Genomic DNA, 13772 nt, shown 5'->3' on the forward strand with positions numbered 1-13772 from the left:
TCACGGATCGCTTCCGGGCGGCGGGCGGCGGGGGCGGCGGGTCCGCCGTCGGGCGGACGGGGGCGCCGTCGGGCGGAGGGGGCGCCGTCGGGCGGAGGGGGCGCCGTCGGGCGGACGGGGACCACCGCTGCCGGCGATCAGGCCGTCGGTCGCGGCGCCGCCGAGGCGGCGTACGCGTTCCGCTTCTTCAGCCTGACGCTCAGCAGGACGGCCGAGATCAGGAAGAAGAGGGCCCCGAGCCCCGCGTATCCGGCCACGCCCGAGATCTTGTCGCTTCCCTGGACGCCCTGGAGGACGAAGCCCGCACCGGCGAAGAGCGAGATCCCGCCGGAGAGCATCTGCGCGACCTGGCCGCCGTTGCGGCGGTTGCGGATCGCGGCGACGAGCTGCGGCGCGCCGGCGATGATCGCCCACACGCCCCAGACCGCGAGGGCCCCGGAGAGCGCGATCGAGGAGGAGATCCCGAGCGCGACGGCGACCCCGGCGCTGACCGCGACGTTGGTCCATTCCGCGGCCTTCGCGCGCCCCGTGTCCGGGTCGGCGCGCAACTGCCACAGCACGGCACCGGCGTCGAAGAGCGGATAGACGATCAGCAGGACGGTCAGCGGAGCACTCGGCCCGGACGCCTTCGCCGCGGTCGCGAACATGGTCCCCACCCAGACGGCGGCGAAGACGAAGCGCACGAAGTAGAGCGTGCGCAGCGACCGGGCGTACGCCGGTGCGGGCGCCGGCGCCGTGGACGGGTCGATGGATTCGGTGAGGGTCGGCATCACACACTCCTAAGTAGAGTAACTAGTTCGTCTACTTAAGGACGGTAGACTACTCCGTACACCCAGGCAAGCGGCAGAGACGAAGGTCGGAGAGCGCGGATGCGGCAGGAAGCCACGGACAGCACCCGGACCAGGCGGGGGCCCGCCACGCGCGAACGCATCCTCCAGGCCGCGAGCGAGCTGTTCTACGCGGAGGGCATCCGCGGAACGAGCGCGGACCGCATCATCGCCCGGGTGGGCATCACGAAGGTCACCTTCTACCGCCACTTCCCCACGAAGAGCGACCTCGTCGTCGCCTACCTCCAGCAGCAGGCCGCCGGAGAACGCACATGGTTCTCCTCCCTCCGCACGGCGGGCGACCCGACGGGCTCACTGCGCGCGATCGCCGCCGGCATCGGCGCCGCGAGCTGCACCCCCGGATTCCGCGGCTGCGCGTTCATCAACGCCGCCGCGGAGTTCTCGGACCCGCAGGACCCCGTCCGCACCGTCGTCGACGAGCACCGCCGATGGATGCTCGACGAGTTCGCCGCCATCGCCACCGAGGCCGGGGTGCCCGACCCCGCCACGACCGCACGCCAGCTCATGATCCTGCGCGACGGCGCGATGGTGAACGGCTACCTCGGCCACTCCACATCCCTCCAGGAGTCCCTCTCCGCCGCGTTCGACTCCGTGATCACCGCCGCGACCCGCTGAACGGACCGCGGGAGCGGCGCGCATCAGCCCTTCACGGCCACCCACGACCACCCCGCCAAGATCATCAAGGAAATTAGCCACGGCCCCCGGCCGAGGGGTCCGGCACCCCAAGTCCCCCCGGTCCCCCCGCTCATGGCGCCGAAGGAGAGGCACCAGCAGGGGCCACCAACACCCGGATCGCGAAGCCCGACAGCCCCACACCTCGCCCCACAATGTGACCTGCGTCACACTGAAACGGTGATGTCGAGGTCCCGAACCGGGGACCGCTCAGAGGTGTTCGACCATGACCAGCATCGACGCAACGGCACTCGCCACCCTGCGCGACACCGTACGGGGACCTGTCGTGACGCCCGTGGACACGGGCTACGACGAGGCCCGCAGCCTCTACAACGCCATGATCGACCGCCGCCCCGCGGCCGTCGCCGGCTGTGTGGACGCGGCGGACGTACGCGCCGTGCTCGCCTTCGCCCAGGAGTCGGGAATCGATCTCGCGGTCCGCGGCGGCGGCCACAGCGGCCCGGGGCTGTGCATGATCGACGGCGGCCTGACGCTCGACCTCTCGCCGATGCGATGGGTGCGCGTCGACCCCGGCGCCGGCACGGTCCAGGCGGGCGGCGGCAGCCAGTTGGGGGACCTGGACCACGCGACGCACACCTTCGGGCGCGGCGTACCGGCCGGGATCATGTCGACCACCGGCGTGGGCGGCCTCACCCTCGGCGGCGGCCACGGCCATCTGACCCGGGCGTACGGCCTGACCATCGACAGCCTCGTCGCCGCCGACGTCGTCCTGGCCGACGGCACGTTCGTCACCGCCTCGGAGCAGGAGCACCCGGACCTGTTCTGGGCCCTGCGGGGCGGCGGCGGCAACTTCGGCGTCGTCACCTCCTTCACCTACCGGCTGCACCCCGTCGACACGGTGGGCGTCGCGGTGACCGTGTGGCCGGTCGAGCGGACCGCCGAAGTCCTGCGCTGGTACCGCGAGTTCCTGCCCGCGGCACCGGACGAACTCAACGGCTTCTTCGCCCTGCTGGCCGTCCCCCCGGGCCCGCCCTTCCCGGAAGAGATCCACGGGCAGAAGATGTGCGGCGTGATCTGGTGCTACACCGGCGACCTCGCCGACGGCCGCCTGGAGGAGACCCTGGCACCGGTCGACGACCCGGCGCCCCCCGCGTTCCACTTCACCAGCCCCATGCCCTACCCGGCCCTCCAGTCCATGTTCGACGACCTGATCCCCAAGGGCCTCCAGTGGTACTGGCGCGGCGACTTCTTCGACGCGATCTCCGACCAGGCGATCGAGGTCTACGAGAAGTACGGCCGCGCCCTCCCCACCGCCCTCTCGACCATGCACCTGTACCCCGTCGACGGAGCCGCCCACCGCGTCGCCCCCACCGAGACCCCCTGGGCCTACCGCGACGCCATGTGGTCCGGCGTCGTCGCCGGCATCGACCCCGACCCCGCCAACGCCGAACGGATCCGCCAGTGGTGCATCGACTTCTGGACCGAACTGCACCCCCACTCCATGGGCGGCGCCTACGTCAACTTCCTCGGCCAGGAAGAATCCACCGACCGCGTCCGGTCCACCTACCGCGACTCCTACAACCGCCTGTCCGAAGTAAAACGCCACTACGACCCCGACAACTTCTTCCACGCCAACCAGAACATCACCCCGGCCGCGGCGTGATCCCCGGCTACCGGGGCACCGAATGCCCCGGAACGACGCAGATCATTTCCCACGGACAGGGCTCCCTCGATATCGAGTGGAGTCAGGGTGCCGCGCCCGGCAGAGTGGGACGGTGAGTGAACTGTGGGCACGCACCCTGACGTGGGCAGATGTGGATCCGGCTCGGCATCCGTTCGAGATGGCCGACGATGCGGCGGCGGAGTTGGCGAGCCTTGTCGCGCCCTTGCTGCCCAGCGTTGAAGACACTCACAAGGTTCGCCGGCGTTCGTCGGATCACGTCACCGAGTTCCTGACGGACCGGTACGGTCGGTGGGCGTGCGGCTGGAACTGGTCGGTCGGCGAGGGTGACTTCGACGGAGGCGTCGTCGAAGTCTGGTGCTGTTCATCCCATTCCATGACGACCCCGGAAGTGACTGCCCCGCTGATCGTCGAGGCCCTTCGGGAATGGCGTGGGTGGCTGGAGGACCTGGCGGAACGGTTCGCGGCTCTGGCGCCACCGGAGAACACCACGATCCCTTCGGTGGACCCCTGGTACTGGGAGCGGGCGTGCGCACGCCTGGTCACCGTGGTGGCTGACCGCACTCAGGCCGAGAGCGGCTGGTACGGGCATTGCATGCAAGTCCTCCGGTGGTTCCTCGCCTCCAACGGCCTCGGCGAGGGCCGCGCCGAGGAGATCGTCGAGAACGCGGTCGGTGGCCGGTTCGCCAGTTGGACCGAACCCGACGTCACGGTGGTCGACGCGGTGAGTTCGCGGTTCGCGAGCGGCGTGGACGACACCGGATGACCTCCGGGCCCGCCCAGCCCAAGGACAGCCTCGCCGACTGGCTGCTCATCCGGCCGGACATCTCCTGGCCGCCCTGGCGCGGCACGACCCCTGTCCCTGGAGCACCGGCCCGCGACGGCTTCCGAAGCTTCTTCACCGCTACGCGAGGTGCACGGGACAGCGAGGGAACCGCGCGGGTCCTGACCGCCCTCGACATGGCCTTCGCCGACGCGGAGCAGGGCAAGCCGCTGGCCTTCGCCCTGATGGCGAAGTGGCAGCGGATCGTGTTGGGCCACGACCACGTCGGCTTCCGCACGCTGTCGGCGTTCGCGAAGGGCGGACGGGAGCACTACGGTCTTGCACCCGGTACGCGGGAGCAGTTCGAGCACTGTCTGTCCGAAAGCACTCAACGGAATCTGCCCCTCCCGTCACGTGTCGCACGGACCTACCTCGACGTCCTCTTCTTCCATCCTTTCGAGGACGGCAACGCCCGCGCGGCCATGCTGGCGACGGCCTTCGTCCTGACCCGGGAAGGTGTCCTTCTCGACCAAGTCCGCCCGCTGCAGACCACCCGCTGGGCCGACGACGCCGAAGGCGCGGCCGACCTGGCAGTGCTGCTCGGCATCCTGATCACCGCTGCGGAGCGACGCGCGTCCCGCAGGACCCTGTCCTGAACGAACACGGCGTCCGCCCAACGAGCCGGTTCCGACCTCGTACGCGCAGCCGATCCCGCTGCGGGCATCGTCGCCGGCGAGCTTCACGGGCCTCGTCCCAGCGGTGGTCACGCCCTGTGGATGATGGTGCTGTAACAAGCATCAGCGGCGACCATATAAAGATCCACTTCCGGATGGATGTCGACGAGGACGGCTGGCCGCCCGCGGCCGTCGAGAGCCTGTGGGCGGTGAACCTCGGTGATGGCACGGCGCGTGTGGACAACACGCCCTGGTTCGCACATGAAGTCGCCCGCGGATACATCGTCGAGGTGGAGCCCGACAGCGAAGGCACCCTCTGGGCGGGAGAGACGGTCCGCCGCTCGGAGAACTGCACGATCCGGCTGATCGTGGTGAGGGACAACGGATCGGCTGCGGCCAGGCAGAGCGTCCTGGACGCCTTCCACGAGCTCGGCACGACCGGCGAGGGCATCGAGCGGTACGGGATGGTGGCGCTCGATGTCCCACCGGAAGCCGACCTGCGACGCATCCGCAGCCTCCTGGAGCACGGCGAGACGGAGGAGTGGTGGCACTGGGAGGAAGGGTGTGTCACCGCTGCCTGGAAGTCCACCGACTGAGCGGCTGCGCCTGCCTCCGCCCAGAGGTCCGGAGATCCGCACGACCGCCAGACACCCGTCCCCAGCAACAACCTCGTTTGGACTCGCCTCAAACAGACCCCGGAAACGCGGAGATCCCGCCCGATCAATCAGATCGGACGGGATCTCATGAACCCTCCTGAGCAAACTCAAGAACGTTCGTTGCAGTGGGGTGTTCACGAGTGTGTCTGACCAGGCCCGCCAGAGGCTCACGAAGATCGCTCCCCAAGTCGACGGAGATCGTTTCCCAACCAATCACGACCAGACGACCTCCGCTGTTCAGACACAGGGGCGAGGATGGGGAACTCCAAGCGCTGCTAGCGTGACCCGGTGATACCGAATGGCGCCCCTGGCGCGGAAGTTGACCGGTCCCGGCTAGCAGACGGCTCCCGCACTGCGGATGCCCTTACTGCGCTCGGAGCCAACGGCGAGCGGGCGCTGGATCACCTGCGCACGGCCCTGCAGTTGCTGGAGGAGCTCGACCGGTGGCCCAGGCCGCTCGAGACGGTCCTGGCGTCTTGCCGGTCAGCACTGGATGCACTCCTCAAGGAAGCCGGGGAGGACTTCGAGGGCCCACGCGCAGCCCAGGAACAGGTCAACACGGAAGTCGCCGCCCTCCTCAAACAGGCTGGCAAGCAGGGGCAGGCCCCTCTGGACAAGCTGCTCGTCGCACTCGATGCCGCCGACGTGCCGGATGTCCTGGAGCAGAAGGCCGGCCTTGGAGCGGGCGTTCAGCGGCTGATCCACATCCCTGACGGCCGGCTGCCGGTCCCAGCCGACCCCCGGGCGGAGTACGAGGGGGTCCGCGAGCTCCTGGACCTGGCCGAGGGACTGAGCACGTTGCCCGCCGCCGGGGATGACCAACGGGCGATCATCGAGACCCTGCGCCGCGTACGGCAAGCCCGCCAGGCCTCAGGAGCAGCCGAAGCAGCCGCCCGGCCGGACGGCCTCGCCGGCCTGCGGGACGCGTGGGCCTACTACGCGCGGGAGGTGAACGCCGGCAAGTTCCGGCCGCGTCAGGTGGCACACCTCACTAATCGGTACCACGGCACCGCCCCTGGGCCCGGCGAAGAGGAGGCGTTCCGAGCCTGGTCGAAGTTCTACGGGCGTACTTCCGGCAGTCTCCACGGCGGCGGGGCCGAGGACGAGGCGAGCACCCGACGCCTGGTCTCCAACTTCCTGGCGCACGTAGAGCAGCTCCTGCTCGACCTGCCCGCCCTGGCCCCGCTGCTGGTCTCACTCACCCGCAACGAGGCGCCGAGCGCGGCGGACGCCGCCGCGGTGGCCGCGATCCACCAGCCACGCGCGATCAGGTGGTTCTTCGCCAACGCCGTGAGCCCCGCCTGGCTCGACCTGGTCAACACCAATCGGCTTCTGCCCGAAGCGGGCCGGTGGCCGGCCCGTCCGTACCTGGAGCGCGTCGCGCAGGCGGACCCGCGGCGGGTACTGGAGTGGCTCAGGAAGCACCGAGGCGCTTTCACCGACGCGGACCCGGCCGTGCTGGCCGGTCTCCTGAGGGTGGCTGGCGCCATCGGCGGTGCTTCCGCCCCCGAGGTGCGGACCGTCGTGTGCAAGGACGGCACCGTGGAGGCGCTGTGGCCTCAGCTGGTTGTGTGGCTGGTCGACGTCCCGGCCGACGAGCGGGACGTCGACTGGGTAGAAGTGGCCAAGCGGGTGCTGCTGTACGTGGTGGACCACTCTGCCGGGCAGTACTGGGAGCTCCAGGCGCAGCTGGCGGACCTCCAACGCTCCGCATACTGCCCGGACGGCGCTGGGGAGGCGGCCGTGGTGCGGGCCGTACGCAGCGCCATGAATGCGGTCGTCGATGCCGCCGTGAACTCCGAATCGGACCAGGCGGCCCTCGACATGGCGGACGATCTGCGCCAGGTGGTCTCGGCCGACGACTTCGGCCCGTCCGCCACCCGGATCGCGGTCCGAGCCCGCCTCGACTTCGCCCGGACCGAGTTCCAGCACGGCGTCCCCCTGGCGCAGCGCACCGCTGGATGGCCAGGCCTCCCGGGACCGTCCCGATGGGCGGACCGCGTGTTGGCCGCCCACCTGCTGGAGACCGTCCCTCAGCAGTACGACGACTCCGAGGCCTCCCAGAGCTGGCTCACGGCCGCCCGCGGCCTCCTGACGCGCCTCGGTGACGTCAAGATGGTTGGCGCCGACACCTTCGACCTGGTGGCTGCCGCCCTCGACCGCTGCCCGCCCGATACCCTGCCCGCAGTGGAGGCGGAGCTCGCACAAGGACTCGGCGTCGCCCCGACCGGGGCCGACCTCGACGCGGGCCGCCGCGCCCTCGCCGACTGGAACGCCCCACGGGGCTGGGACGCGGTGTGGTCGCTCTCCCCGGTCCTGCCGGCACCGGTGCTCGCCCCGTGGCAGCCTGCCGTCGACGCGGTGACCGACCTGATCGGGACCGCTCCGGCCAAGCCGCTGCCGCGCTTTCAGTTCGTCCCCTACCTCGACACCCTCACCGCCGCCACCAAGGACCTCGCGCCCGTCGCCACCGACCACGGCGCACCGGCAGCCGCCGCGCTCCTGCTGGATCGGCAGCGGACCGGATCCCTGTCCCTGGACTATGCCCTGACCGTGCTGGGCCGGCTCGTCGCCACCGACCCGGCCCTGTGGGCCACCGACGTCCCCGCAGTCGTCGCCGGTCTCGCGGACCCCGCCCTGCAGCAGGCCTACCTGGCCGCGCTGCGCACCCCGCTCACCGCCGACCCGTGCCCGCTCCCGGACCACGAGGCCACCACGAGGGCCGTCACCGCAGCACTGTGGGACCTGCTCAGCGCGCCCGGTGTCGGGGCCTCGGTCCAGATGCAGGCACAGCTCACGCTGTGCCTGGCGCTGAGCGAGGCATGGACACACCGAATCGACCTCGGGGATATCGCGGCTACGTTCACCGCCTGGCTGGAGACAGCCGTCACCGCGTGGACCGAGCCGACCACCTCGGAGGCCGACCCGCTGTCGGCCGCACACCAGGAGATCGGCGGCCTCGCGCTGGACGCCCTCATCCGACACGGTCTGACTTTCGTCTACGCCCCGGCCGAGCTCACGGTGGCCGTCGAGACCCTTCTCGACGACATCCTCGACGAGGGAACTGACGACCGCGCCCTGGCGGTCATCGGCCACCATCTTCCCGCCTTGATCCAGCACGCATCCCGCTGGGTCGACCGACACCAGGCAGCTCTCTTCGACCTCGACAAGGCGGTCTCGCCCGCGGTCCTCGGGATCAACGCTCAGAGGAGCCTCCGCCCCGAGGGCATGCGGATCCTGCAGCGCCTCGACCCGGTCCAGCTCGCCGTCTACCTGAGCCGCACCAGCGGGGACGGTACGAAGAACGCCACGCTCTGGCCATACTGCGCGGCCCTGCTGCTGGCCAAGCCGGCAACCCTCGGCGGCCGTCCTGAGTTCCTCGCCCTCCTCTCCGCCCGCGACGGCGGCCCGGCGGCGATCTCCCGCCTGCTGGGCGAAGCCGAACGTCTCCTGCCCCGCACCGCCACACCGGAGAACGCAGTGGACGTCGAGCAGGGGGTGGACCTGTGGCGCGGTGTCCTCGCGCTCGACGTCCCCGGCTCGGCCGGCCACCTGCGCGGCGCCGGGAACTTCGCCCATGCCGCAGCCCTGGACGATGCGGTGTGGCTGGATCTGACCGCCCAGACCCTTGAGCGCACCACGGACATCACCCACATCACCGCCGTAGCACGGCGCGCGACACGACGCCCGGACCTCGAAGCCGCCCACCACATCCTCGCGGTCCTCGTGGCCGCAAAGGACCCCGACGACTCCACCATCGCGTCGTACCGCACTGCGGAGATCAAAAACGCGGGCGTCACCCTGTGGCAGACCTCCCAGCCTGGTACCCCAGGCCGCACGGAGCTCGGCCAAGCCCTCGCCCGCCACCACGACTTCCTTGAGGGCGCCGTGGATGAGTAAGGCTGAGAACCCTCGGCGAGTTGTGAGACGCGGCAGTCGTCACAGTGGGTGTTCACGAGTACCGCTGACCAGCAGCGCAACACTTCAGCCGGTGATTCTTTCCAAGCAGCCACGTGATCGTTCCCCACCTCGTCAGCGTGGTGGGTACGGTCACCGCATGGTGAGTAACTTCGATGTGGCTGAGGCCCTTGAGAGCGGTGTGTCGGACCGGTCGCAGGCATGGGAGTTCATTCGCGCCTTTGCCGCCGACTGGTACACACCCCTGACTGCGGGTGATGGTGTCGCCGAGATTGACCTTCAGCAGGTCGAAGCGCGCCTCGGCCTGCCGCTCCCCACTGCGCTACGAGAGGCGTACCTCCTCATGGGCAGGCGCCCCGACCTCTTCGCGTACCAGGATCCAATGCTGCCCCCACCAGGTCTGTTCGTGCACCAGGATCTCGGAGGGGTGCTGGTCTTCCGGAGCGAGAACCAAGGGTGCGCTTTCTGGGGCGTACGCCTGAGCGACCTGAAGGAATGCGACCCGCCTGTTGTCGTCCAGTCGCGAGACGGTTGGCGGCCCTTCATGGACCGGGTTTCGCTGGCGTGCGTCGAGCTCGTGCTGTCCGAGGCACTGTTCGGCAACGGGCAGCTCTACAACGCCTGCGAGTTGCCAGCCGACGCGATGGACTCGGTTGCGGAGCTCTTTGAGCGAGTGGCCCTCCCTGACTACCCCATGTGGACGGGCGACGACGAGTCTCCGGTCCGCTGGTACTCCGCTCCCGGTCTCCTTCTACGACAGGACGGACTGGCGCCTCACAGCTGGCTGCACGTTCGAGGAAAACACCTGAGCCACCTTGCGACAACCTGCGCTGCCATCCCCGGTCGGTGGGCCCAGTGGCAGGGCACGGAACCAACTGCGGTGGACGAACTGCCCTTCTGACTCCGTACGGCTGGGATGCGGTGACACTCGCACGACCAGCCGAAAAGAGGTCAACGAGAAGAGTCGAGCACGTGGTCGCGGAACTTCTGGAATCCGTGCCAGTCCGATGTCTGCTCTGCGGTGATCAGGTCCCCTTCGGCGCAGTCGAAGACCCCGCAGCCCAAGACGTCAGCGAGGCGGAAGACGGGCGGGAGCACGTCGTCGCCCGAGCCCCGGATGTGGATCATGATCGAGTCCACTGGGTCCTCCTCGCCGATGTTGAGTTCCATGGACCAGGTGGGTCCGAGAAGCTGGCCCCAGGTCGGGTCCGAGAGATCGGCTTCAGGGATGGTCTGGGCGATGGCACCCAGCACGTCGTGGCGGTGGCCAAGCGGAGGCGGGGTGTGGTCGTTTGGGATCTCCTGGACCAAAGTGACGTTGTCGGGCAGGCGGAGGAGGAGCACATCCCAACTCATGGCGGCCTTCCGTATAGGGCTCAAGTAGCGGTTTGTGGTGGGTCAAATCAGGCTGAGCTGGTCTTCGGGCGGCAGTGGGGAGCACGTTCTGCATCCTGGCAGAGGCCACTGACAGCAGCAGCGAGCCCGGAGGTGTCCACGAGCGACTCCGGCAGGGCGTCCCAGATAAGGAGGAGATCGAGTTGAGTCAACTGCCAACGAACAGGTACGGGGGTGTCTGCGCAGCCGATCATTGCTCCCAGTACGTGCAGCCCGGTGCTGGCGTTCGCATTCGGCTCAGGGATAAATGGCAGGTGTACTGCAAAACCGACGCTCCCGAGCCGGGTCTGGGGCGTCCAGCCCGTGGGGACGCTACGTCGTTGGCCGGAGAGCAACCGCGTGATCGCCCCCTTCGGGGAGAGGCGAACCGGTTTGCCGGCACATGCATGGACTGCTCCGTCCAGGTCGCAGCAGGAGCAGCAGTGCTGACTCTTTGCGATGACGGCAAGCGGAGAGCTCGGTGTCCTGTGTGCCAGGAAGTCGCATTCCGGCACGAGCGCTGGGACGAGAGCGACCAGTTCGGAACTGAGCCGTGGATTCCGGACGTGGTGCCGGCAGGCTCCGCGGCAACGATCCCCTTGCGCGTACTGACCATGGACCGCCCGTGCTGGAAGTGCGGCGAAGTCACCACCTGCGTGGTGGGCTTGTACCCGTGTCGTCCGACCTCCACTGATCGCTGGCCGAGGACGGTCGACGAAGCCTCGCGGGTATGGGTGAAGGAGCTGCTGGCGGAGCTCGGATTCACACCCCTTGCGGACTCGATCAAGCCCCGCTGGAGCTCCACAATGGGTGGGAGGTACCTGAGCAACGGCTGCTTGCACTGCGACGCTCTTCAAGGTGACTTTCCCGTGGAGGAAGAAGCATCCGACCTCGTCAGAGATCAGGGCACTGACGCTCTGAACACATTGCTGGTGGCAGACGTGCCGTCCCCGGCGTGGCAGCGGGTGGTCCACGGTGAATGCGGGGAGGGCGGTGGGCTGCTGATGTGAGGCCCTGCCACTGCCGGCCCGTACCTCTCAGACCAAGTCGGCCGGAGGCTGAACCGTGGGCTGCAGGGACGGTTGTCGGTGGTGCCCTGGATGATCGGGCGCATGACACACGGTTCCCGAGATGCCCTTCGTTCTCTCGCCCTGCAGTATCTGTCGCCCGAGGTAGCCGAGAACTGGGCTTGTCTGCTTCGGCCTGGCATTCGTCTGGAAGCAGCGGTCAATTCCGGCGACGCAATCGGGCAGCTCGGTGGACTCCCGGCGCTACCGGTCACCTCAGCGTGGCCGATGTGGGATGGACACGGCCCGCTCTCCTTCATAGCCTCGCTCGACTGCACGCGCCTCCAGGTGGCTGCGCTGGACATCGATCTGCCCGCGGCGGGGACGCTGCTGTTCTTCTACTTCGATGGGCAGTTGGACGATGGCGATGCTCTCGTTCTTGCTGAGGACCGGGAGAGCTGGGCGGGCGCCCGCGTGCTCTGCGTGGGGGCCGACGAGGAGGTGTCAGAGCGTGGGGCGCCTGCTGGGCTCAAGCCGTACCCGGTGGTACCACTGACCGCTCGGGTGGAGATGACTGCGACCGAGCCCTGGCATCCATCCGTCCGGGCCGTCTTCGCCCCAGGCGCCCCGCTGGGGAATCGGTACGACCATCCCGTCTGCTCGCAGGGGTTCCTCGAGGCGCTGTGGGAGTTCGACGAGGAGGTGGGGCATCAGATCGGCGGCCACGCTCACTCGGTGCAGAACCCTGTGGAGATCGAGATCGCGGAGGCGGTTTTGGACGGCGAAGTGTCCTGGGAGGACCCTCGGCTGTCAGAGGAGGCGGGCAACTGGGTGCTGCTGGCCCAGTTCGACAGCGAGGACGCCGCGGACATGATGTGGGGCGATGCCGGAGCCCTGTACTGGCTGATCCGCCCGGAAGATCTGGCCGCGCGGCGCTTCGAGCGGGCGATGTTCACCTGGCAGTGCAGCTGATGAGCGCGGCACCCCCCGCTTGGGGAGTCCAGTACACGCTGAGCCTGCCGAGTGAGGACGCTGCCCGCGCCGCCGCAGCCGAGCTTTCCGGGATGGGCCACCGTCTGACGGCAGTGCGCGTCCACGATCACTTCCGGTTCGTTCCGTCGAGCTTCTGGTACGGAAAGCCGTCGATGGACCCGGAGCTGGAGGGGTGGTGGCAGCTCTTCTCGCTGGCCGTCTACAGCGGGTACGAGCGCATGGCTCTCGAGCCGTTCTTCCGGAGTGAACGGATTCGGGTGGCCGGCGTGGCCCGTGCCCACGCGGGATTTCAGCAGGGGTGCAGCGAGGGGCATGCTGCGACTCTCGAAGGAGTCTTCCCACGGGACGGCCTGGTCCATGAGCAGTCCGGCGCCGATGTCGCCCTTCCGAGTCCTCTGCCCGAGGATCCCGCGCGGCCTCCGGCCGGTCCGCCGTGGAAGTGCATTGAGGTCGGTGAGCCCGCAGTGCTAGTCCAGGCCGTGGTGGCGGTCGCAGAGCGGATGTACGGCAGCGGGGAGGATGCTCCGGATGCCGTGGGGTGGCTGCTTGATGAGGAGTTCGCGTTCGGCGCGCCCTACGGGTCAACGGGCGAGTTCCTCGGCGATCTCGCGGATGCCGTGGCCCACCAAGGCACCTGCACCGACACCACCGCCGAGGCTGTCCCGTTCCTCATGGAGCTGGTCTGCGACGACAGCGTCGCGCCCGGCAGCCGGCTGGTTCTGCTCGGCGACCTGTTGCGGCTTGCTGCTTCGGGGCCTGCTGCAGAGGTCTCCCTGGCCGATCGCATCACCGCACTCGGGGGTGCCTGGGAGGAGTCTGCAGCTGAGTACCTGACACGGCGGGCCATCGGCAGCGAGTTGCCGAGACTGCTGTCCCACTGGGAGGACGAGAGCGATGCCGTCCGATTCGCCCTCGCCGCCCTCACGGCGCTCTGTGGCTCTCGTGACCAGCGCGCACTCTCAGGGCTAGCCGTTCTCCCGACTCCAGCAGGCAGCTCCCGCGCCGATGTCGTGTCGCTCGTGACAGCCCTGCTCAGTGACGACCGAGAAGGCTTGGTACCTGCACTGGACGGGCTGGCCTCCTGGTCGCCCCGCGTTGCAGAGAAGGCAGCCAGCCCGAACGTGGATCTTCAGAGTCTGGGTCTGGCCATCCTTCCGGGCCTCGTCCTCGAAGACGTGGCGTCAGGAATCGTGGCAGAGCCTGATCTGCCGTAACTGTTGACGAT

11 protein-coding genes are annotated in these 13772 nt (G+C 69.0%); 9 read left to right on the forward strand and 2 right to left on the reverse strand.

The window, feature by feature from the left end:
- Window positions 1–137 precede the first annotated feature (137 nt).
- On the reverse strand, window positions 138–770 hold the full coding sequence (locus ACFVDM_RS29485; protein WP_383646994.1) for a hypothetical protein: 633 nt from the start codon (window positions 768–770) through the stop codon (window positions 138–140).
- 99 nt (window positions 771–869) lie between these two features.
- Between ACFVDM_RS29485 and ACFVDM_RS29490 the strand changes: the two genes are divergently transcribed.
- The 7 genes from ACFVDM_RS29490 (at window position 870) to ACFVDM_RS29520 (ending at window position 10074) form a co-directional block, all read left to right on the forward strand.
- Window positions 870–1463: a TetR/AcrR family transcriptional regulator gene (locus ACFVDM_RS29490; RefSeq protein WP_383647000.1), complete on the forward strand. Its 594-nt coding sequence runs from the start codon at window positions 870–872 to the stop codon at window positions 1461–1463.
- 283 nt (window positions 1464–1746) lie between these two features.
- Window positions 1747–3144, forward strand: coding sequence for an FAD-binding oxidoreductase (locus ACFVDM_RS29495; RefSeq protein WP_383647005.1), 1398 nt, complete (start codon window positions 1747–1749; stop codon window positions 3142–3144).
- A gap of 112 nt (window positions 3145–3256) precedes the next feature.
- A complete protein-coding gene (locus ACFVDM_RS29500; RefSeq protein ID WP_383647009.1) occupies window positions 3257–3928 on the forward strand; it encodes a hypothetical protein in 672 nt (223 codons plus the stop codon).
- Entirely contained in the window at window positions 3925–4581 is a 657-nt protein-coding gene (locus ACFVDM_RS29505; RefSeq protein WP_383647012.1) for a Fic family protein, read from the forward strand. The genes ACFVDM_RS29500 and ACFVDM_RS29505 overlap by 4 nt, the downstream gene beginning before the upstream one ends.
- A gap of 173 nt (window positions 4582–4754) precedes the next feature.
- Window positions 4755–5195: a DUF4265 domain-containing protein gene (locus ACFVDM_RS29510; protein ID WP_383647020.1), complete on the forward strand. Its 441-nt coding sequence runs from the start codon at window positions 4755–4757 to the stop codon at window positions 5193–5195.
- Between the two features lie 483 nt (window positions 5196–5678).
- Window positions 5679–9155, forward strand: coding sequence for a hypothetical protein (locus ACFVDM_RS29515; protein ID WP_383647025.1), 3477 nt, complete (start codon window positions 5679–5681; stop codon window positions 9153–9155).
- Window positions 9156–9312: 157 nt separating this feature from the next.
- Window positions 9313–10074 (forward strand): SMI1/KNR4 family protein, encoded by a 762-nt coding sequence (locus ACFVDM_RS29520; protein WP_383647031.1) that lies wholly within the window; start codon window positions 9313–9315, stop codon window positions 10072–10074.
- Between the two features lie 50 nt (window positions 10075–10124).
- Here ACFVDM_RS29520 and ACFVDM_RS29525 read toward each other — a convergent pair whose 3' ends face one another.
- A complete protein-coding gene (locus ACFVDM_RS29525) occupies window positions 10125–10529 on the reverse strand; it encodes a hypothetical protein (RefSeq protein ID WP_383647038.1) in 405 nt (134 codons plus the stop codon).
- A gap of 1130 nt (window positions 10530–11659) precedes the next feature.
- Here ACFVDM_RS29525 and ACFVDM_RS29530 point away from each other — a divergent pair.
- Together ACFVDM_RS29530 and ACFVDM_RS29535 are read left to right on the forward strand one after the other, a co-directional pair.
- Window positions 11660–12526 (forward strand): YwqG family protein, encoded by an 867-nt coding sequence (locus tag ACFVDM_RS29530; RefSeq protein ID WP_383647044.1) that lies wholly within the window; start codon window positions 11660–11662, stop codon window positions 12524–12526.
- Window positions 12526–13761: a hypothetical protein gene (locus ACFVDM_RS29535; RefSeq protein ID WP_383647051.1), complete on the forward strand. Its 1236-nt coding sequence runs from the start codon at window positions 12526–12528 to the stop codon at window positions 13759–13761. Before ACFVDM_RS29530 ends, ACFVDM_RS29535 begins: the two co-directional genes overlap by 1 nt.
- Window positions 13762–13772: the final 11 nt, after the last annotated feature.

It is taken from the genome of Streptomyces sp. NPDC057682 (assembly GCF_042799575.1).
Lineage (GTDB): Bacteria > Actinomycetota > Actinomycetes > Streptomycetales > Streptomycetaceae > Streptomyces.